The 19,144-nt window shown below is 63.9% G+C and carries 20 protein-coding genes; 1 reads left to right on the top strand and 19 read right to left on the bottom strand.

Features of this window, described 5'->3' with window-relative positions; all coding sequences use genetic code 11:
• Positions 1-2 precede the first annotated feature (2 nt).
• Positions 3-1,349 carry a pyruvate dehydrogenase complex dihydrolipoamide acetyltransferase gene (locus AADW22_RS07920; protein WP_288960674.1) on the top strand — a complete coding sequence of 449 codons (1,347 nt, stop codon included), beginning with the start codon at positions 3-5 and terminating at the stop codon, positions 1,347-1,349.
• A 137-nt stretch (positions 1,350-1,486) separates the two neighbouring features.
• Here the strand turns inward: AADW22_RS07920 and cysE are convergent, their stop codons facing one another.
• From cysE to fabF, 19 genes are all read right to left on the bottom strand, one after another.
• A complete protein-coding gene (cysE, locus tag AADW22_RS07915; protein WP_005852922.1) occupies positions 1,487-2,308 on the bottom strand; it encodes a serine O-acetyltransferase in 822 nt (273 codons plus the stop codon).
• Between the two features lie 84 nt (positions 2,309-2,392).
• Positions 2,393-6,325: a glycoside hydrolase/phage tail family protein gene (locus tag AADW22_RS07910; protein ID WP_407473432.1), complete on the bottom strand. Its 3,933-nt coding sequence runs from the start codon at positions 6,323-6,325 to the stop codon at positions 2,393-2,395.
• Entirely contained in the window at positions 6,325-6,771 is a 447-nt protein-coding gene (locus AADW22_RS07905; protein ID WP_407473431.1) for a peptidase, read from the bottom strand. Before AADW22_RS07905 ends, AADW22_RS07910 begins: the two co-directional genes overlap by 1 nt.
• The gene (locus AADW22_RS07900; RefSeq protein ID WP_407473430.1) at positions 6,768-7,658 is read right to left on the bottom strand and encodes a DUF2163 domain-containing protein; all 891 of its coding nucleotides are present in this window, start codon (positions 7,656-7,658) and stop codon (positions 6,768-6,770) included. The genes AADW22_RS07905 and AADW22_RS07900 overlap by 4 nt, the downstream gene beginning before the upstream one ends.
• Positions 7,655-8,287, bottom strand: a complete 633-nt coding sequence (locus AADW22_RS07895; protein WP_407473429.1) for a TIGR02217 family protein — start codon at positions 8,285-8,287, stop codon at positions 7,655-7,657. Before AADW22_RS07895 ends, AADW22_RS07900 begins: the two co-directional genes overlap by 4 nt.
• A gap of 12 nt (positions 8,288-8,299) precedes the next feature.
• The gene (locus AADW22_RS07890; RefSeq protein WP_407473428.1) at positions 8,300-8,959 is read right to left on the bottom strand and encodes a phage tail tape measure protein; all 660 of its coding nucleotides are present in this window, start codon (positions 8,957-8,959) and stop codon (positions 8,300-8,302) included.
• Entirely contained in the window at positions 8,959-9,192 is a 234-nt protein-coding gene (locus tag AADW22_RS07885; protein ID WP_051843950.1) for a rcc01693 family protein, read from the bottom strand. The genes AADW22_RS07890 and AADW22_RS07885 overlap by 1 nt, the downstream gene beginning before the upstream one ends.
• Positions 9,189-9,503, bottom strand: a complete 315-nt coding sequence (locus AADW22_RS07880; protein WP_009826749.1) for a gene transfer agent family protein — start codon at positions 9,501-9,503, stop codon at positions 9,189-9,191. The genes AADW22_RS07885 and AADW22_RS07880 overlap by 4 nt, the downstream gene beginning before the upstream one ends.
• Positions 9,504-9,505: 2 nt before the next feature.
• A complete protein-coding gene (locus AADW22_RS07875) occupies positions 9,506-9,946 on the bottom strand; it encodes a phage major tail protein, TP901-1 family (RefSeq protein WP_037944009.1) in 441 nt (146 codons plus the stop codon).
• A 34-nt stretch (positions 9,947-9,980) separates the two neighbouring features.
• Positions 9,981-10,391, bottom strand: coding sequence for a DUF3168 domain-containing protein (locus AADW22_RS07870; RefSeq protein ID WP_407473427.1), 411 nt, complete (start codon positions 10,389-10,391; stop codon positions 9,981-9,983).
• Entirely contained in the window at positions 10,388-10,726 is a 339-nt protein-coding gene (locus AADW22_RS07865) for a head-tail adaptor protein (protein ID WP_243249999.1), read from the bottom strand. The genes AADW22_RS07870 and AADW22_RS07865 overlap by 4 nt, the downstream gene beginning before the upstream one ends.
• Positions 10,723-11,319 carry a head-tail connector protein gene (locus tag AADW22_RS07860; protein ID WP_407473426.1) on the bottom strand — a complete coding sequence of 199 codons (597 nt, stop codon included), beginning with the start codon at positions 11,317-11,319 and terminating at the stop codon, positions 10,723-10,725. The genes AADW22_RS07865 and AADW22_RS07860 overlap by 4 nt, the downstream gene beginning before the upstream one ends.
• Before the next feature lie 157 nt (positions 11,320-11,476).
• A complete protein-coding gene (locus AADW22_RS07855) occupies positions 11,477-12,652 on the bottom strand; it encodes a phage major capsid protein (RefSeq protein WP_180827546.1) in 1,176 nt (391 codons plus the stop codon).
• A gap of 4 nt (positions 12,653-12,656) precedes the next feature.
• Positions 12,657-13,271: an HK97 family phage prohead protease gene (locus AADW22_RS07850; protein WP_009826743.1), complete on the bottom strand. Its 615-nt coding sequence runs from the start codon at positions 13,269-13,271 to the stop codon at positions 12,657-12,659.
• Positions 13,272-13,296: 25 nt separating this feature from the next.
• Complete coding sequence (locus tag AADW22_RS07845; RefSeq protein WP_005852894.1) at positions 13,297-13,521, bottom strand: hypothetical protein; 225 nt, start codon at positions 13,519-13,521, stop codon at positions 13,297-13,299.
• Positions 13,514-14,689, bottom strand: coding sequence for a phage portal protein (locus AADW22_RS07840; RefSeq protein WP_037944001.1), 1,176 nt, complete (start codon positions 14,687-14,689; stop codon positions 13,514-13,516). Before AADW22_RS07840 ends, AADW22_RS07845 begins: the two co-directional genes overlap by 8 nt.
• A 148-nt stretch (positions 14,690-14,837) precedes the next feature.
• Entirely contained in the window at positions 14,838-16,064 is a 1,227-nt protein-coding gene (locus AADW22_RS07835; RefSeq protein ID WP_407474588.1) for a DNA-packaging protein, read from the bottom strand.
• A 618-nt stretch (positions 16,065-16,682) separates the two neighbouring features.
• On the bottom strand, positions 16,683-17,867 hold the full coding sequence (mltG, locus tag AADW22_RS07830) for an endolytic transglycosylase MltG (protein WP_407473425.1): 1,185 nt from the start codon (positions 17,865-17,867) through the stop codon (positions 16,683-16,685).
• Positions 17,867-19,126, bottom strand: a complete 1,260-nt coding sequence (gene fabF / locus AADW22_RS07825) for a beta-ketoacyl-ACP synthase II (protein WP_074635104.1) — start codon at positions 19,124-19,126, stop codon at positions 17,867-17,869. The genes mltG and fabF overlap by 1 nt, the downstream gene beginning before the upstream one ends.
• Between the last annotated feature and the right edge of the window lie 18 nt (positions 19,127-19,144).

The following is a 19,144-nucleotide window of genomic DNA, read 5'->3' as shown; positions in this document are numbered from 1 at the left end:
ACATGCCCATAGAAATCCTCATGCCCGCCCTCAGCCCCACGATGGAAGAAGGCACGCTGGCGAAATGGCTTGTCTCCGAAGGGGATAGCGTCTCCTCCGGGGATATCCTGTGCGAGATTGAAACCGACAAGGCGACGATGGAATTCGAAGCCGTCGACGAAGGCACAATCGGCAAGATCCTGATCGGTGACGGCAGCGAAGGCGTCAAGGTGAACACCCCCATCGCCGTGCTGCTGGAAGAGGGCGAAGAGGCGTCAGACATTGATACCAGCGCCCCTGCCCCGGATGCCAAGGACAGCGCCAAGGAGGATGCCCCCGACCAGGACGCGGCCCCTGAAAAAGGCTACGGCCGCGGCGAAAGCGACGCCAATGACACAGGCACATCCGCACCCGCCGCGCCCAAGGGCAGTGACGGCAAACGGCTGTTTGTAACACCGCTGGCCCGTCGCATCGCGGCAGACAAAGGCGTGGACCTGACCGAACTCTCCGGCTCTGGCCCGCATGGTCGCATCATCAAAGCAGATGTGGAGGCAGCCTCCGCCGGTAGCGCCAAAGCCAAACCGGCCGAAAGCACGCAAACCGCCAGCGCACCGGCAGCCACAGCGGCCCCTGCCGCCGGCCCTTCCGCCGACGCCGTGATGAAAATCTACGAAGGCCGCGCGTTCGAGGAAATCTCCCTCAACGGCATGCGCAAGACCATCGCCGCGCGCCTGACCGAAGCCAAACAGTCGATCCCGCATTTCTACCTGCGCCGCGATATCGAACTCGACGCGCTGCTGAAGTTCCGCGGTGAGCTGAACAAACAACTCGAAGCCCGCGACGTGAAGCTGTCGGTCAATGACTTCATCATCAAGGCCTGTGCGCTGGCGCTGCAAACCGTGTCTGACGCCAATGCCGTCTGGGCCGGTGATCGCATCCTCAAGCTCAAGCCCTCGGATGTGGCCGTCGCCGTGGCCATCGAGGGCGGCCTGTTCACGCCTGTGCTGAAAGACGCCGAGATGAAATCGCTCTCGACCCTCTCGGCCGAGATGAAAGACCTCGCCACCCGTGCACGCGACCGCAAGCTTGCGCCGCATGAATATCAGGGCGGCAGCTTCGCCATCTCGAACCTCGGCATGTTCGGGATCGACAACTTCGATGCGGTCATCAACCCACCCCATGGCGCGATTTTGGCCGTCGGTGCGGGCGTCAAGAAACCGGTCGTCGGCAAAGATGGGGAGCTCGCCGTCGCCACGGTGATGTCCGTCACCCTCTCGGTCGATCACCGCGTCATCGACGGTGCCTTGGGCGCGCAGCTGCTCAGCGCCATCAAGGACAACCTCGAAAACCCCATGATGATGCTGGCGTAACCCCGCTTCCAAATGGATCCAAATCCTCGGGGGTCCGGGGGCAGACAGCCCCCGGCCTCACAAAAAAAGGCCGGCCCCTATGACGGGTCCGGCCTTTTCACATCTCGACTAAGGCGCGCGGCCTCAATCCCCTAGCATTACATATTAATATCGCCCTGCGGCCCCAGCATGTGATCCATCAGAACCGACGGCTGATCGCAACCCGCCTCACCCACGACCCGCGCAGGGATGCCCGCGACGGTCTTGCAGGGCGGCACGGATTCCAGCACGACAGACCCCGCCGCAATGCGCGAGCAATGCCCGATAGAGATATTGCCCAACACTTTCGCCCCTGCGCCGATCAGCACGCCGTTGCCAATTTTCGGGTGACGGTCCTGCTCTTCCTTGCCCGTCCCGCCCAAAGTGACCGAGTGCAGCATCGACACGTTGTCGCCCACGACCGCGGTTTCGCCGATCACGACGGAATGGGCGTGGTCGATCATGATTCCCTTGCCGATCGTCGCGGCGGGGTGGATATCGACGCCAAAAATCTCGCTCACGCGCATCTGCACGAAATAGGCCAGATCCCGTTTACCTTGTTTCCACAGGTGATGGCCCACACGGTAGGCCTGCACGGCCTGATAGCCTTTGAAATACAGGATCGGTTGCAACAGCCGGTGGCAGGCGGGGTCACGCTCGTAAATCGCCACCAGATCGGCACGTGCCGCCTTGATCAGGTCGGGATCACTGGCAAAGGCCTCCTCCACCATCTCATGGACCACCATCATCGACATTTCATTCGAGGCCAGCTTCGCCGCGATACGGTAAGATAGCGCTTTCTCGATGGATTTATGGTGCAGAATCGTAGCGTGGACAAAACCGCCAATCAGCGGCTCATCGCGGACAGCATTCTGTGCTTCCGTCTGGATCTGATCCCAAACCGGATCCACCGTGGCGATATTCGTGCGTGCATTTGCCATAAGACCATCCTTCTTTGTCCCCACGATATAGCAGGTTCCGCCCAAGTGCCAAACGCAAAGCCAAAGGTTTACACGCGCAGTTTATCACAAATTGATCTCGCCAAACAGCGCGGGCCCCACCCCGTATAGCGCAGAAACCTGCGCAACACTGATCAACGCCGCCCCCGCCGCCCCGTCACTCGCGCGCATTTGGGCGGTATAGGTCCAGCTTGCCCGGTCCACGAGCTCTTCGCGCAGGACAACACCGTTTTGCAGGATACGCAGCTGATATTGTTCGCTTTCCTCAGCCAGTGGCACATCGAAACCCGTCCACCCGTCGCCATTGATCCGCGTCCGGCGTATCCAGCCAAACCGCAACGCCCCCGCCTCTTCTTCTATTCGCAGGTGGCAGGGCCGATAGGGGCGCAGCCCGTTGCCGTCAAAGCTCTCGGTTTTTTGAACGTAGCTTGGGTCGTTCAGCGGACGGCCCGCAGGCCCGATGCGATAGGTCTGCGCGATCCGCAAAAGGTTCGGGCTCAGTTCGATCTGGCGAGGGACAGAGTTGAGCAGCACAAACTGCGATCCCGCCGGCCAGACATCCGGCATCACCCCATCCGACCCCGCTTGCCCGCGCAATCGGTCGCGTAGAAGATAGGTTTGCGGGGCGATCAGCTCGGCCCGCGCGAACTGGAACACCTCCCACCGGTCGGCAGAGCCGTCGCCGATCGCCGCCAGATTGGCCCCGCCCAGCAGATCGGCCTCATCAACACTCTCTAACACGCCGCTGGTCAGCATGACCTGCAGCGCCTGCCCGCGATCCACCACACCGGGGCGCGCATGGGCCATGTCGTTTTGCGTGCCCCCCATTGTCGCGCGCAGGGGCATCAGGGTGTTCAACCTGAAATTCGTTTCCCCGCCAGAGGCATAGACCGCGACATTGCCCGGCCATTGCCGTGCGCTGGCCGCAATATGCGGCGCATGGGGCACCTCGTCACCGCGCAGCAGCGGCAGGTCCAGAAACAGCGTGTTCAGCGGCACGGGCGCGACAAAGGGTTTCAACGCGACCAATTCGTCATCTAAGGCCGCGGGGTCATAGACCTCGGGCTCAATCCGCACGGCGTCAATCAAAGACATCTCCCCCATCTCGACCCGATCCACGCGGTACAGCGCCTCCCCCTCGCCATCATCTGGCGGCAAGGCAATCACATCACCCGCGCCGACATCCATCATCGACGGCGGCAACGCCAGACGTACCCCTTCGCGTGCCACACGCGCCTCTGTCAGCCAGCGTTCAGCTGTCTGGTGCCCCTCCGCCCGGGTGAGCGCCATATTGAACTCTGACATCGCCACGGCATGGGCCGCGTCGTCAGGCAAGATCGCCTCTTCCGCGATCACCTCGTAGTCGCCATCCGCCTGCACAAACCGCAAGCGCAGACGCCCCGAAAGTTCTGCCTCTGCCTCACGGGACTGTTCCACCGGTGCCTCCAGATCACCCGAAACAGCCAACGTCTCTCTGTTCAGCGGCACGGCATCCAATCCGTCCCGCATGATGAAACGCAACACCCCGTCGCGTTCCACCGCATCAAAGCCATAGCGCAGCATCAACGGCTGCAACGCCGCGCGCGCATCGGCCACCTCGTCCACCACATAGCCGCGGACATAGCCATACAGCCCAGAGGTATCGAAATCGTTAACGCCAGCACGACGGCAGATCGCCGCCACGAGCTCGGACAAGGGCAGCGCTGCACTGCGGCCGTTCAGCCAATGCCCACGGGCGTAATTTCGACCATCGCTCCACAGCGCGCGATTATTGGGAAAGAAGGGATAGGGCCGCGTGTCCCAGGCCCAAACAAAGGCGCGGGTCATATCCACCATCGGTCCGCCATAGGCCGCCGAGACCGGATTATGCGCCGGATCCCGCCAGTGATCCGCCACGGCACGCAGATATTGCATTTGCATCAACTCATCCCGCGCGCCCGACGAATAGCGCGGCAAACTGCTTTCAGAGCTTTTGAGGTCAAGAAACTTGTTCGGCTGGTTGGTCCCCTTGTCCACCGCCGCGCAGCCGTATTCCGTAAACCAGATGGGCTTGGATCCGGGCTGCCAGCCTGTCGGCTCCGCTGCGCGCACGCCGCCAATACGATTGTGGTGCAGGTTCTCCCACCAGCCGCGCAGATCCTTGTAACGGTAAACCCAAGGCTCCCCATGGGCGCCATCGGTGATCGGCGTACGGCGTTGCGCCGCGCGCGCCTCGGGCGAATGGTAATACCAATCAAACCCTTCGCCCCCCGCAACATTACCCGCCAGATAGTCGAGAGCATAAATGCTGTCGCTCTGCTGCGCGTCCAGATGATCTGTACCGTCGCGCCAATCGGACAGCGGCATATAATTGTCGATACCGATGAAATCGATCGTGTCGTCGGCCCACAGCGGATCAAGGTGAAAGAACACATCGCCGCTGCCATCTTGCGGGTGATAGCCGAAATATTCGGACCAATCCGCAGCATAGCTGATCTTGGTGCCCGCGCCCAAAAGCAGCCGCGCCTCTGCGGCCAGCGCGCGAAACGCCTGCACCGCGACAAAGCTGTTCCCCGCCCCGCGGATCTGCGTCAGCCCGCGCATCTCGGTGCCGATGCAAAAGGCCTCTACCCCGCCTGCGGCTTTGCACAGGGCGGCATAATGCAGGATGAACCGCGACATCGACCATTCCTGTGGGCCAGTATAGGTGACCTGCCCGCCCGCAACGGTAAAATCCGCCGCCGTTACCGTGCCGAAGAACGCCGCCACCTCGTTATGCGCGCTCAGCGTCCCGTCAGAGCTGCCCGCCTGACCCGGCGCTTTCGCCAGCGTGATCCGCCCCCGCCAAGGCAACTTGGGCTGGGTGCCCGCATCGCTATAGGGATCGGGTAAGGCATTCCCTTCTAGCTGGTCCATCAGGATGAACGGGTAGAACATCACCGCCTTTCCCGCCGCCTGAATGGCATGGATCGCCTCGATCACCGCGGCATCTGTGGGGGTGCCGCCATAGACCGGTCGGTCGTCCTCGCGGGCGATCACCTCGGCGGTGCCGCGGGTCAGACCGGCCACCTGCCACGGCATGTTTTCGCCCTCGTCCTCGGCGCTTTCCACCTTGGGGCGCAGGCGGCATTCTCCGCACCGCAGATCATCGCCGAACCACGAGACGACCAGCGACGCGGCAGCCAGCTGCGGCAGGTCCTGCGTGGCATCCTCCAGCGCGGCGGTGAAATCACTGCGCCCGTCGGGGGTAGAGACATTCGCGCTCCACCGGCCACCCTGTCCGTCGGTATAATGCACCGGAGTCGTCGCTAACGCGTATTCCCCTGTGCCGGGAATCAGCGCGACACCTTTGACCCCATGGGTGACACTGATGTCGGCCGCAGGCGCATCCGGTTCCTCTGCACGCAGCACCTCGAAGGAAAACTGCGGCACGCGGTTGCCAAAGGGCCCCAGCCCGAGGTTCTCCATCACCACATAGGCCGTGCCACGATAGGCCGGCACCGCGTCCGCCCCCTCTATCGCGGCAATCGTTGGGTCGGGCAGTTGATCGCGCGTCCCGCGATAAACCGCCATATTCAGCGCTTGTGCCGAGATTTCCTCCCCATCCGCCCAGATCCGGCCAATGCTGGTAATCTCCCCTTCGCACAGGGCAATGGCGAGGCTGACGCTATAGCTGTATTCCGTCGTCTGCGGGGTCGAGGGCGCGCCCTTGCCACCGCCGCCGCCCGTCACTGTCGTGGTCTCGGCGAAATCCGAGGCCCAGATCACCTGTCCCCCGACACGCATCCGGCCATAGACCTGCGCAATCGCCGCGCCTTCGCCCGCCTGGGTCAGACGAAAGCGGTCGACCTTGCCGGTCTCGACCGCCTGCGCCCCTTGCCCCAGCAGCCGCTGGTCGATCACACGGCCAAGGGTCGCCCCCACGGCACGCCCAATGGCGACCGAAGACAAGCCTGCCAATGTGCCCCCGACAGAGCCGCCAATCGCCGCACCTGCGGTTGAAAGAAGTATCGTCGCCATCAGATCGCCTCCGCCGGGAATTCAAAACGCGCCACAATGCGCCTGCGCCACGGCAAGCTCAGCGGGCTTTCCGTCACCCCATGCCCGCTGTAGCCGTGGATAAAGCTCGCCTGCGCGCCGACCTCTGCCGCCACGCCCAGATGTTTCGCCACCGCCCCGCTGCGCATGCGGAACAACAGCACGTCACCGGGGGCCTCATCGATCAGGACCTTGGGGGAGAGGTGACGCAGCGCAGCACGCCAAAGCCGCTCGTCCACCTGTGGTTCTGACCAGTCCATTGAATAGGAAGGGATCGCCTCCGGCTCCTCCCCCACCACCTCGCGCCAGATACCGCGCAACAGGCCAAGGCAGTCACAGCCCGCCCGCTTGCGCGCCGCCTGATGCACGTAGGGCGTGCCGATCCATCCCCGCGCCGCAGCCACCACGGCGGTCCCGCGCGCGCTCATCTCAGCGACCCGCCGGTATTGCTGCCCGAGGATTTCGGCACCGCCATCATCCAATCCGCGCTCGGCACATCAGGGAAGCCCTGAAAGTTCAGCAGGTTGTTGAACTTCAGCCGACAGGTGGTGTGGCGTTTGTCGCAGCCTGCCACCAGTCGCAGCCGTTGCCCGGCGGTGATTGCACCGCGGATCGGCTCCCACAGCTCGACCTCGCGCCGACCCTCCAGCACCCGGTCGTGTTTGATCACACCCCAAAGCCCCGCCGCAGGGCCGTCCAGCACCTCAAGCCGCCCCCGCGCGAACCATGCGTCGTCAAACCCGTCGATCCCCTCCCAACGGAACACCCGTCCGTCCTCGTTCTCCTGCGCGGCGAGTGTCACGGCATAGCCCGCCGTCGCCAGATCAAACCCGCAGGCCGCATCCCCCAGCACCGCGGTGCAGGGCTTCTGAAACACCCGCCCCAAGGGCCGGTTCAACGCCTCGGTCAACCCGCGCAGTTCTGCGCGAAAGGCACCGCCCGCGCGCTGCATCTCGCCAATCGTGCCGCGAAAGATCATGCAGCGGGCGGTCACATCGGCCCAGTTCACCCGCCAGCAGCACACCTCCGCCCCGTCAAAGCGCCCCTGCTCGATCTCGTCCTCGCGGATCGCGTCATCGCTCAGCGCGCCCAGCGCCTCTGTGTTATCCACCGACAACCCCGTGCTCTGCGCCAAGGCCCGCGCACTCAGCCCGCTATCCGCACGAAACGCCAACCCGTCGAAGCCGAGCGGCTGATCATGGTCGGTAAACGCCAGCGTCACCCCGTCCCGCCGCCGGATTGCCCACGCCGTGCACAGCGTCGTCAGACCCGTGCGCGCATGCGCCAACACCGCGTCTTTGCCCGCCCCGCTCATACCCGCACCTCGATCACAGGCACATCCGGCACCTGCCCCGCCTGAAAGCTGGCAACGCTGACCAGAATGCGATCCGTGTCAAAGCGGACAGGCACGTCGAATTCGAACCCCGCCGACACCTGCATTTCGGGGTCCGGCGCATGGGCGAAACGGATGATGCCCGTACTCAGGTCAACCTCATAGTCGCTCCCCTCTTGCAGGGCGTCCTGCTCTATCCCCACGCGCACGGTTCCGGCAACCGGCTTGGTGATCGGCCTGATGTAGCTATGCCCACCCGAGCTATAGGTCTTGACCAGTTGATAGTCCGTCCGCACACCATCCCCGAAACCAAGGCTCTGATCCTCGAACGTGACCCCGGCCGAAGAGGCGCAGGATTTGAAATCCGCCCAATCCTTCCAGCGAAACCCGTACATCTGCCCCATACGTGCCTCGAAGAACCCCGTGAGCGCTTGGACATCGTCGATAGAGCGCATCCCCAGCCCCGCATCATACACACGGCGTGAATGGGCCCAGGGGGTGTTGCGCTCTTCATACCCGTTGGCGAGCGTCACCACATCGGTACGGCGTTGCGGCCCCCCGAGAGATCCAAAGCTCAGGCTAGGTGGAAATCTGACATCGTGAAAATTCATCGGCTTGCTCCCCTAGCGGTTACGGTTGCCAGCGTTCAGCGCGCGGCTCAGCTGAGCGGCGATCTGGCTTTGACTGCGTTGGAATCCCTGCACATCAGGGGTGGTGATGTTCATGACCACGGTCGTCCCGCCGCTCGCGCCCCCTTTGACACCCAGCTTACCGTCCGGCCCCCGTGCCAAGGGCATGATCGCCTCCGGTCCGGCCTCGCCCATCAGCCCCATCCCCCCGCGCATGCCAAAGCCTGTGGCGGTGCTAACAATCCCCCCTTGAGCAAAAGGCATCACACGTCCTTGCGAAAACGCTGCCCCATCGGCAAAGGGGAGTATTCCCTGCACCAGTGATCCCGCGCCCTGACTGATCAGCCCGCCGACGTGATCGGACACCGGCTTCATCGCCGCGTTGTAGGTCGTGTTCACCATCGACCGCGCCACGGTGGACAGGGCATCCGACAGTTTCATCCCGTCAAACGCGACACCATCAAAGGCCCTGCGCAATCCACGGCTCAGCCCCTTCTCCAACGTCGCGACATCCTTGCCTGTCGCGGCCAATGCGCTGCGCATACGGCGCAGTTCGGCATCGAAACCAGCCACCAGCGTGGCCGTCGCGCCAAGCGTCTCATTCAACCGCTCTGCGCCATCCTCTAGCCCTTCGAATGTATCATCCTGTGCCATCAGTCTTCCTCTCTCTGCCTATCGGGATAAGCCGCCATCAAGGCTGCCAATCCATCCCCCAACAGCGGAGCCCGCCCCGCCTCGCTCCCCAGCATCAGTTGCAGCTCTGCCGGCGTGAGCGCCCAGAATGCGTCGGGCGTCAGCGTCAACCCCCTCAGCCCCGCCCGCAGTAGCGCGGCCCAGTCCATCCCCAGCGCGGTCTCTGCCTTTGTCCTCTTGGGTGGCACGCTCATACCGGCACAACAAAGGCCCGCGCCAAAAGCTCTGCGGCGGCCTGAGAAGCGGCCACCGGCCCACCCTCGATCTCGGCCTGCGCAAGCGTCTCGGCACTTACCTCGGTGCCCCCTGCACGCAGCCCCGCGGCCAACAGCAACAGCACATCCCGACTGCTGAACCGATGACCCTCGAACCGCTCGACCAAAGCCACCAGCGACGGCTCCTCCAGCGCGTCCTCCAGCTCGGCTAAAGCCCCCAGGGTCAGCCGTGCCACGCGCCGCTGACCGTTCACCACCAGCGCCACATCCCCTCGCCACCGGTTCACCATGATCAGACCCCGCCCTCGGGCGCGTCTGCCGTATCCGCGGTAAAGCTCAGCTGCCCCGCGGATTGCAGGCTCAGCTCATAGGTCGCCTCGCCATTCAGCGACCCGCCATATTCAATGGCCGCCACCTGGAACGGCCCCTCGATAATACCGAAGCTGGGGATCACGATCTGGAAATCCGGCGTCAGCCCGTCAAAAAACAACTGCCGTGCGCGTTCATCCGTGCCCGCATCGCGAAACACCCCCGACCCGCTGATTGCGGCAGATCGGACGCCCGCGCCCGCCAGCAGCTCCCGCCAGCCCCCCTCACTGTCAAGCGAGGTCACCTCAACCGGCTCCGCGTTAAAGCTCACCCGCGTGGCACGCAGCCCCGCGATCGTTTCGAACTGACCATCGCTCGTCATGTCCACCTTGACCAAAAGATCTTTGCCCGCTTGAACAGCCATATCCACTCTCCTGTTAATTTCCTGATACTTCGGCTCAGCCGTCCTGAACCCGCGCCCTGAACCGCATCTCTATCTGGCGGCGCGCATCCGCCCCGACCTGTCGTGCGACGGCCCGCTCGAACCGCAAGCTCACCAGCCGCCCGCGGCTCAGGCCAAACTGCCCACCGGCCAGCGCATCACTCACCGCAGCGGCCACCTGTTTCGCAGGGGCGAACCCCGCATGATGCGTGACGACAAGAACCGTGAACCGATGCTCCGCCCCGCCGCCCGCCCCGTCAGAGGCATCGCGCACCGCTTCGGACCCCAACTGCACATACAGCGCCGGCACCTCCCCCGCAGGGGCCGCATCAAAAACCGCATCCCCCACCAGCGCCGTGATCTCCTGATCCGTGCTCAACACGCCAAAGACCGCCTGTTGCAGGGCAAACCCCATGCCATAGCTCATACCGCCACCTCCTCATGGGTCAGGCAGGCCAGATACCGTCCTTGTGCGTCCTGCTCTGCCACCGACTGGATCTGATAAACCCGTGTGCCCTCGCGAAAGCGCTGCTGCGGCAAGGGGCGCGCGGGATCGCCCACTGGCGCACCGCGTACCGTCACCACATAGACCCCGCGGCTCACCGCAATACCGCCACGCCCCAAACGCCGGCCCCGCCGCGCCGTGACATCCGCCCAGAGATCCCCCACACGCACCCAGCTCCGGCTCTCTCCGCCCGCGCCATCAGGCTGAGGCACCTGCGCCTCCAACACCAAGCGGCGGTTCAACGACAGCCGGCTCATGCGCGTGCCCCCAAGCCGATCCGCAGCGGGCGGTAGCGCTCGATCAGGCTGCTCACCCCAAAGGGCATGCAGCCATCCCCAAGGCGGGTCTCGTGGCGGTATTCATAGTAATGCGCCGCCAGCATCAGCACGGCCTGCTGCAAATCCGCGGGCACAGCGCCCCAGCTTTCCCCAAGCCCCGCCTCGAACAAGACCTCCACCGACCCTTGGGGCGGAATGAACGGCAGCATCGCCCCTGATGGTTTCAACAGCGGGGTCTGCATATCGCGCACCAGCCAATAGCGCTGCGGCTCGATTACCGTCTCCATCGCATCCCGCGACACCACGGTGACGCTCACGATCTGCCGGACCGGCCCAACGGGCATAGCCTGCGCCTGCGGGTCCGCCCACTCTTGCACGGTCATGGTAAACAACCGCGAGATCAGCGCCTTACCTGTGCGCGCCTCAATCGCGGCAATGGCGGCACGCAAAAAGCTCGCCAAAACGGGCTCTTGTACGGTTTCGGTGCCAAAACCGCTGCCCATCCGCAAATGCGCCTTAAACGGCTCCAGCGGCAGATCGGCCTCCGCCACCCCTGTCTCTTCGATCAACATCTCATCGCTCCAAATCTAGCCCGCCAAAGCCCCCCGAACGCGCACCCCGACTGCATCGCTCGGTCGGAGGCAGCAGCTAGGCAATGCACCCGGCGCATCACGGCGCGTCCGGGGGGATGGGGCCAGCCACCGCCAGCCCCCCATTCGACCCCGCGCCTTAGGCGGTGCCGAATTTCAGCAGCTTGATCGCGGCAAAGTCGCTCACGTCGCCGCCCACCCGTTTGGTGGCATAGAACAGGACATGCGGCTTGGCGCTGAAGGGATCGCGCAGGATCCGCAGGTCGGGCCGCTCTGCTACGGTGTAACCGGCGGCAAAATCACCGAAGGCGACCGAGAATGAATCCGCCGCCACATCGGGCATGTCCTCGGCCACCAGCACCGGATAGCCCATCAGCCGCGCGGGCTGGCCCTGCGTCATCCCGTCAGACCACAGGAACCGCCCGTCCAGATCCTTGAGCTTGCGCACGATCCCTGCCGTCTTCGAACTCATCACAAAACTCGCCTGCGCGCGGTACTGCGCCCCAAGCGCATAGACCAGATCAACCACCGCATCCGCCGTGATCTCGCCAGCGACGCCGGTGGGCACATAGCCCAGATTGCCCCACTCCCAGATCACATTGTCGACCGTGGCATGGGCCAGAAACCCCTTGGGCTTGTCGATCCCGTCCCCGTGGATAAAGGCTGCGGCCTCTGCCCGCGAGAATTTATCGGCGATCCGCCCCGCCAACCACGCTTCGATGTCAAAGGCACTGTCATCCAGCAACCGCTGCGAGGCTTTGGGCAGCGCGCTCAGCTCGTGCAGCGGGATGGTGATCCGGTCGATCTGCGGCGTATCGGTCTCGGACACGGCCCCCGTTTCTGTCGCCCAACCGGCCCCGACATCCGCATGATCCACCAGCACGTCGTAAGAGGTCGCCTCGACCTGCACCACCGACGCAATCGCCCGGATAGAGGCCGTTGCATTCAACACCGACTTCACCCGATCCGAGGTCTGCGGGTCCACCAGATAGCCACCATCCGAATTCACCGCCGCCGACAGCGCCTTGCTCTCTAGCTCAAGCCCGCGCAACCCGTCGTCGTCGCCGTTGCGGATATAGGCATGCAGCGCCTTCTGATGCGGCGCACCGCTGTCCACAGCCCCCGCCAATGGTGTGCGCGCCGGCAAAGTCATCTTTCGATCCAACATAGTCATTCGCTCTTCTGTTTGTTGCAACTTGGTCGTCATCTCGTCCTGAAACCCTTTGAAATCCTGCACAAATCCACCCACCGCGCGGCGCATCTCCTCGACCGCGCCTCGGGGCTCGGTGCCCATGTCATCCTCGTGTCGTTCCATCCGCTTACCCTCCGTTCCGTTTCAAATTCCGCCGCGCCTCGTCAAAGACACCGGCCATGCCGCGCAAGACGTCTCCGATGGCGATAAAATCCCCTTTGGCCGCGATCCGCGCCGTGGGGAGCATGGGAAAGGTCACCAGCGACACCTCCCACAGGTCCAGGGTCTGCAGCACCCGCTGGCCCGCGTCATTCTTGGCCGCCCGCTGCGTGCGATAGCCAATGCTCAGGCCATCAATCGCCCCGGCCTCGACCAAGGCCGCCGCCTCGCGGCCCCGCGCCACACTGTCCAGCAGCCGCCCCTTGACCCAAAGCCCCCGCGCATCCTCGCGCAGTTCGTCCCAGACGCCGATGGGCTGTGCCGGATCATGCTGCCACAGCATCTTGATCCGACGCCCCGCGGCCTCCGCCGCCGCCAGCGAGGCGCCATAAGCCCCCCGTGCCACCAGATCACCACCCTGATCGACCCGCCCGAACAGGCTGGCATAGCCGCTGATCTCGGTGCCGCCCTCCACCACAAGCCCCTCGTCGAAACGCGCGAACTTATGCTCCAACCCAGCGCCCATATGGGGCAAACCTCTCCCGTTCTCCGACCCGAGGCCGAAGCGCATGCCATCTTCCATGACACCCTCCCTTGCGTTCAAATTGCTACGGCGCGACCACCAGAAACGACTGTACCGCCTGCGCCAAAATCACCGCGACCACACCATAGACGGTCAACCACAACCGCCGCTCCAGCCGCTCCATCATCTCCTCCAGCCGGTCGAGCCGCTGCAAGAGGTTCTCGTGGTGGATCGCGCTCACCCTCTCATGCGCCTGCAACCGCAACCCCGGCGCACATTCAAACCGGTCATATCCCATCTCCTCAACCATCCGCCGCCACCGCTGGCAGCCCCAACAAAGACCGCTTTTCCGCCTGCGTCAGAAAATCCGCCCCCGCCACCCGCGCCCATTGCGCGTCACGCTCCTGCGCCAGGGCGGGCACCTGATCCAGATCGGGCTTCAACGTCACCGCCTCATGCGTGAACCCCGCCAGCCATGCGCCAAGCGCCGCGGCAACCCGAGTGGCCAAAGGCAGGACCGTCAGCCGGTAGAACGCCCGATGCGCCTCCTGATAATTGGCATAGGTCGCATCCCCCGCGATCCCCAGCAGCATCGGCGGCACCCCAAAAGCCAGCGCCACTTCCCGCGCCGCCGCCTCCTTGGTGCGGTGAAACTCCATGTCCGAGGGCGAAAACCCCATCGGCTTCCAATCCAACCCGCCTTCCAGCAGCATCGGCCGCCCCGCATTGCGCGCGCCTTGATGGTGACTCTCCATCTCGCTGACCAAACGGTCATACTGATCATCACTCAACTTGCCCTGCCCCTCGGCCCCCCGGTAGACAATCGCCCCCGATGGCCGCGCCGCATTGTCCAGCAAGGCCTTGCTCCAGCGCGAGGCCGCGCCATGCACATCCAAGGCCATCGCCGCCGCCTGCAACGGGCTGAACCCATAATGGTCATCCTGCGGGTGGAAATTCTTGATGTGACAGATCGCGGCCGTATCCCCGGCCACGTCAAACCGATGCTTGCGCCCGCCAACGGCATATTCATAGGCCACCGGCCAGCCATCCGCCCCCGGCACCACCGACATGCGATCCGACCGTAAGACATGCAGCTCCACCGGCACCGGCCCCGCGCCAACCGCCTCGATATAGCCGTTGCCCGTCAACAACAGCTGCGCATAAAGCGCCTCCAGCAGCTCCGCACGCCCCTGCGCCCCATTGGGCCGTGCCACCAGATCCAGCAGCGGATGCGCCTCGAACCGTTGCGCGGCATCCTGCAACACCAGCGGCAAGGCCGCCGCGGCTTCCGCAATCAGCTTCACCGACCGAAACCCCACAGGGTTGCCGCAAAACCCGCTGCGCGTCAGGCTGACCACATCGCGCGGGCTCCAGGCCACGCGCCCGCTGGTCTGAACCGCAACGACAGGCCCCGTGGCAGAGGCTTTCTTCTCCGCAACCACCTCAACCGCCCCCCGTTTGAGAAAATCAAAAACCATGCCGCTGCTCTCCCTGCTCATTGACCGCCCCATGAAGATCTCACCAATCCCTTAACGCCGCCCGACCAGAGCGAACGCCCCGCCCGCAACAGCGCTTCATTTTGCCCGTTAAACTCTCCCCGAAGGGCCGCTCTCCTCCGCAACGCGCTCACAATCCACGCACCCCGGGCATCCGCCACTGTGCCGCAGGCTCGATCATCAGCTCATGCAGCGCCCAGACCAGCGCATCGACGCGATCAGGCGACCCAGTCGCCTCATAGCCCCGCGCTGTCATCCGGCACATCTGGTCCTCCAGCGCGTCCAGCCCCGCCACATGCCCCACGCGCCCCTGCTCATAAAGTGCCGCCACAGGCTCCGCCCGTGCCACCTTACCACGGCTGGCATGAACCGATTTGACCGGCACCAATGGGTCGACCTGACGCAAGACCTCCGCCACCATCTGCCCGCCCTGATTGACCTCGGCGACAAGACGATCTGCGCCGTACTGCGCCATCGCGCTGATCGCCGCGCGCGCCCAGCCCGACGGGGTCGCCCCCTGTACCGTGCAATCGGCCAGCACGACGGCGCGCCAATCCTGCGGCGGGCCTTGGGTCTGGGCACCCACCACCACGATCCCGCATTCATCCGACCCCGCGCCGGCGGTGGTGGCAGGGTCCAACCCCACAACGATCCGGTCCAGCAGCGGCACATCCCGCACCCGCCCGGCCTCGATCCGCTCGGATGTCCACAGCGCCCCTTCCGCATCGGCCAGCAACACACCGTCCAGTTCCTGTCGGCCCAACCGCGTCCCGCGATAGCGCGCCCGCACCTCTTCGAGGAAAGAGCCCGCAAGGTTCGCGGCATTCGCCTCTGTCGGGGCATGGGTGGTCACGGTCGACGGCGACGCCAGCAGGTTTTTCAATACGCCGACATTGCGCGGAGTCGTGGTCACACAGACCCGCGGATCCTCCCCCAACCGCAAGGCGAACTGCAACTGGTCCCACGTCTCTTCCGCCTTCTTCCACTTGGCCAGCTCATCCACCCAGGCCGCGTCAAACTGCGGCCCGCGCAGCCCCTCTGGGTCATGCGCCGTATGCACCGTCGCCACGGCCCCATTGGGCCAGACCAACCGCTTGCGCGTCGCCTCCCAATCCGGTCGCCGGTCAGCGGGCGAGCACGCCAATATCCCGCTGTCGCCAAAGATCATCACCTCGCGCACCTGCTCGATGGTCTCTCCCACCAGCGCCACGCGGCGACAGCGCCCCGCATCCAAGGGCCGCGCCCCTTCGACCTGCGCACGCACCCATTCCGCCCCCGCGCGCGTCTTGCCCGCACCGCGCCCGCCCATGATCACCCAGGACCGCCAGTCGCCGTCGGGGGGCAGCTGATGCGGCATGGCCCAGAACTCGAACAAAAAAGGGAGAGCCAAAAGCTCTCCCTCCTCCAGATCATTCAGGAACCGGTCTTGCACCGCAACATCGGCGGAGCCGATCCAGCTTGCACCCGATGTCAGCCCGCGCCCTTTCCATGTCCAGCGCGTATCCCCCTCGGGCAATGCCCGCTTGTCTGTTTCTGCACTCATTCAGATAGGTCTCCACCTTGACGCAAGTCGCCACCATGCCACTGGCCTTACCCAATGCCTTCGACGCTGCTGTTTCGTTTACTTCCTCCCCGGATCGGGCCTGTTCGCGCAGGCTCTCTATCTCGCGGCGCAAATCGCGGATCGCGACCTGCAACGCCTGAAGCTGCTCTTCGCTGGCAGCAATTTCCTGTTCCGGGGTATTCATCGTCATCTTGCTCTTACCTCTCGTTTTGGACCTCCAACCCGAGCAGACACGAAAAAACGGCCACCGGAACTTAATCCGGGGCCGTTTGCCCATGTCTTCTAGCATGGACGTATTTCTATGTCAGAGCGGACGCAAAGTCAAGAAAAACAAGGTTACCGAAACCTTCCAAGCCCTTACGATGGTTAACAAATTCCTAATTTAACCCAAATCCGCGCCCGCTCTGACCCTTAGTTTCCACCCGTCGACGCATTGCCCGCCGCTTCCGCGCCACGCTCCGCCTCGATCTTGCGCCAGCGCGCGACATTGGCGTTATGCTCTTCCAATGTCTCGGCAAAAGCGTGACCGCCGGTGCCATCGGCAACGAAGAAAACATAGTCCTCGCTGGCCGGTTGTGCCGCAGCCATCAGGCTCGCACGTCCGGGGTTCGCAATCGGCGTCGGTGGCAACGCGTCGATGACGTAGGTGTTGAACGGGGTCTCCTCGCGCAGCTCACTGCGGCGCAGACCACGCCCCAAGACGCCCTGCCCGTTGGTGATCCCGTAGATCACGGTCGGGTCCGTCTGCAGACGCATGCCCTGATTCAAACGGTTGACGAAAACGCTCGCCACCTGTTCGCGCTCTTCCGGTACGCCGGTTTCCTTCTCGACGATAGAGGCAAGGATCAACAACTCCTCAGGCGTCTCGACAGGCAGCCCCGGATCGCGAGCCTCCCAGGCTTCAGCCAAACGCTGTTCTTGTGCCGCGGCCATACGCGTCAGGATTTCTGCGCGGTCGTCCCCTTCCGAGACCTCATAGCTGTCGGGGGCCAAGGATCCCTCCGCAGGCACCGCCGCGATCTCGCCAGACAGCAGATCAATGGCTTTCAACGCCTCGGCCACCTGCCAGCTTGTCACGCCCTCTGCCATCGCGATGCGGAACCGCGTGTCGGCCTTCGCCTTGGTCTGGGTATAGACCTCTGGCACCTCATCCTCACCGGGGGTGAATTCGGCACGCTCCACGAAACGGCTTGTTGCGGGGTCCAGCTCGCGCACCTGCGTGCTGATGCGGTTCACACCGATGCGGTAGACAACTTCGGTACCGCAGGTGCTTGCCCCGCCACGTGTCACCGTGTCCACGATCTCTTTCATCGAGGCTTCGGGCTGGATCAGAAAGCTCCCCGCCTTCAGGTCGCGGGTCTTTTCCTCATACTCCGCCCCAAGACGGAAAATCGCAGCCGAGCTTACGGCCTCTTGCGTAGCAAGATCATCGCCCACGGCACGCATGTTCGACCCGCGCTCCACCTGCAGGCAGATCGCCTGCGACAGCGGACCGGGGGCATCATACTGCCCCCGCCCCCACAGGATAATCCCGCCTAACAAAAACAAGCCTAAAATCAGAAACGTAACAGCGTTAGACGCGATATGACGCCACATTAGGATGCTTTCCCGAAGATCACGCTCGCGTTGGTGCCACCAAAGCCGAAAGAGTTGCTCAGCGCGACATCAATCTTGCGCTCGACCTTCTTGTTCGGGGCCAGATCGATCTTGGTTTCAACCGCAGGATTGTCGAGGTTGATGGTCGGTGGGGCCACCTGATCGCGGATCGCAAGGATAGAGAAGATCGCCTCGATCGCGCCAGCAGCCCCCAACAGGTGACCTGTCGCGGATTTCGTCGACGACATGGTGACCGTCTCAACCGCGTCGCCCAGCATCCGCTCGACCGCGCCCAGTTCGATCACATCAGCCATGGTCGATGTGCCATGCGCGTTGATATAGTCGATGTCTTTTGGCTCCAGCCCGGCACCACGCAGGGCGTTGCGCATGGACCGTTCGGCCCCGTCGCCATCCTCGGCAGGGGCGGTGATGTGATAGGCATCGCCTGACAGACCATACCCCAGCACCTCGGCATAGATCTTGGCCCCACGCGCCTTGGCGTGTTCGTATTCTTCCAGCACGACAATACCCGCGCCCTCGCCCATGACGAAACCGTCACGATCCGCGTCATAGGGGCGGCTTGCCTTGGTGGGGTCGTCGCCCCGCTTGGTGGACAGCGCTTTACAGGCGTTGAAGCCCGCCATGCCGATCTCGCAAATCGCGGCCTCGGCCCCGCCGGCAATCATCACATCCGCGTCGCCATGCTGGATCAGACGGCTTGCGTCACCAATCGCATGGGCGCCGGTGGAACAGGCGGTCACGACCGAATGGTTCGGGCCGCGGAATCCATAGCGAATCGATACCTGACCCGAGATCAGGTTGATCAGCGCGCCGGGCACAAAGAACGGGCTCACGCGGCGCGGGCCTTTCTCGTGCATCATCACGGCAGTGTTCGCGATAGAGTTCAGGCCCCCGATGCCCGACCCGATCAAGACGCCGGTGCGTTCCAGATCTTCGCGGTCCGTGGGCATCCAGCCGGAATCCTCGACCGCTTGCTGTGCTGCGGCCATGCCGAACAGGATAAAGGTATCCACTTTGCGCTGTTCTTTCGGCTCCATATACTTGTCGCCGTTAAAGGTACCATCCGTACCGTCGCCAAGCGGCACTTCGCAGGCGTATTGAGTGACCAGCTTGCTGGGATCGAAGCCCGTGATCTTGCCCGCCCCGGACTGACCATCCAAAATTCTGGACCAGCTGGCCTCCACGCCATCGGCCAACGGAGTTACCAATCCCAAACCTGTCACTACTACTCTGCGCATATCCAAGCCCCTTGGTGT

The sequence above is a fragment of the Sulfitobacter sp. PM12 genome (genome assembly GCF_045586035.1).
GTDB classification, from domain to species: Bacteria; Pseudomonadota; Alphaproteobacteria; order Rhodobacterales; family Rhodobacteraceae; genus Sulfitobacter; species Sulfitobacter pontiacus.
The sequence above is the reverse complement of the archived record's forward strand: the minus strand, read 5'-3'. Positions and strand labels throughout refer to the sequence as shown.

Bases quoted from the DNA above. Each gene is read 5' to 3' on its own strand.
- cysE (WP_005852922.1), bottom strand. From the start codon at position 2,308: ATGGCAAATGCACGCACGAATATCGCCACGGTGGATCCGGTTTGGGAT.
- AADW22_RS07905 (WP_407473431.1), bottom strand. From the start codon at position 6,771: ATGAGCGCGCGCGGGACCGCCGTGGTGGCTGCGGCGCGGGGATGGATC.
- AADW22_RS07890 (WP_407473428.1), bottom strand. From the start codon at position 8,959: ATGGCACAGGATGATACATTCGAAGGGCTAGAGGATGGCGCAGAGCGG.
- AADW22_RS07880 (WP_009826749.1), bottom strand. From the start codon at position 9,503: ATGGTGAACCGGTGGCGAGGGGATGTGGCGCTGGTGGTGAACGGTCAG.
- AADW22_RS07885 (WP_051843950.1), bottom strand. From the start codon at position 9,192: ATGAGCGTGCCACCCAAGAGGACAAAGGCAGAGACCGCGCTGGGGATG.
- AADW22_RS07845 (WP_005852894.1), bottom strand. From the start codon at position 13,521: ATGGTTGAGGAGATGGGATATGACCGGTTTGAATGTGCGCCGGGGTTG.
- fabF (WP_074635104.1), bottom strand. From the start codon at position 19,126: ATGCGCAGAGTAGTAGTGACAGGTTTGGGATTGGTAACTCCGTTGGCC.
- mltG (WP_407473425.1), bottom strand. From the start codon at position 17,867: ATGTGGCGTCATATCGCGTCTAACGCTGTTACGTTTCTGATTTTAGGC.
- AADW22_RS07835 (WP_407474588.1), bottom strand. From the start codon at position 16,064: ATGCCGCATCAGCTGCCCCCCGACGGCGACTGGCGGTCCTGGGTGATC.
- AADW22_RS07840 (WP_037944001.1), bottom strand. From the start codon at position 14,689: ATGGTTTTTGATTTTCTCAAACGGGGGGCGGTTGAGGTGGTTGCGGAG.
- AADW22_RS07910 (WP_407473432.1), bottom strand. From the start codon at position 6,325: ATGGCGACGATACTTCTTTCAACCGCAGGTGCGGCGATTGGCGGCTCT.
- AADW22_RS07895 (WP_407473429.1), bottom strand. From the start codon at position 8,287: ATGAATTTTCACGATGTCAGATTTCCACCTAGCCTGAGCTTTGGATCT.
- AADW22_RS07855 (WP_180827546.1), bottom strand. From the start codon at position 12,652: ATGGAACGACACGAGGATGACATGGGCACCGAGCCCCGAGGCGCGGTC.
- AADW22_RS07870 (WP_407473427.1), bottom strand. From the start codon at position 10,391: ATGAGCTATGGCATGGGGTTTGCCCTGCAACAGGCGGTCTTTGGCGTG.
- AADW22_RS07865 (WP_243249999.1), bottom strand. From the start codon at position 10,726: ATGAGCCGGCTGTCGTTGAACCGCCGCTTGGTGTTGGAGGCGCAGGTG.
- AADW22_RS07850 (WP_009826743.1), bottom strand. From the start codon at position 13,271: ATGGAAGATGGCATGCGCTTCGGCCTCGGGTCGGAGAACGGGAGAGGT.
- AADW22_RS07860 (WP_407473426.1), bottom strand. From the start codon at position 11,319: ATGTTGATCGAAGAGACAGGGGTGGCGGAGGCCGATCTGCCGCTGGAG.
- AADW22_RS07920 (WP_288960674.1), top strand. From the start codon at position 3: ATGCCCATAGAAATCCTCATGCCCGCCCTCAGCCCCACGATGGAAGAA.
- AADW22_RS07900 (WP_407473430.1), bottom strand. From the start codon at position 7,658: ATGAGCGGGGCGGGCAAAGACGCGGTGTTGGCGCATGCGCGCACGGGT.
- AADW22_RS07875 (WP_037944009.1), bottom strand. From the start codon at position 9,946: ATGGCTGTTCAAGCGGGCAAAGATCTTTTGGTCAAGGTGGACATGACG.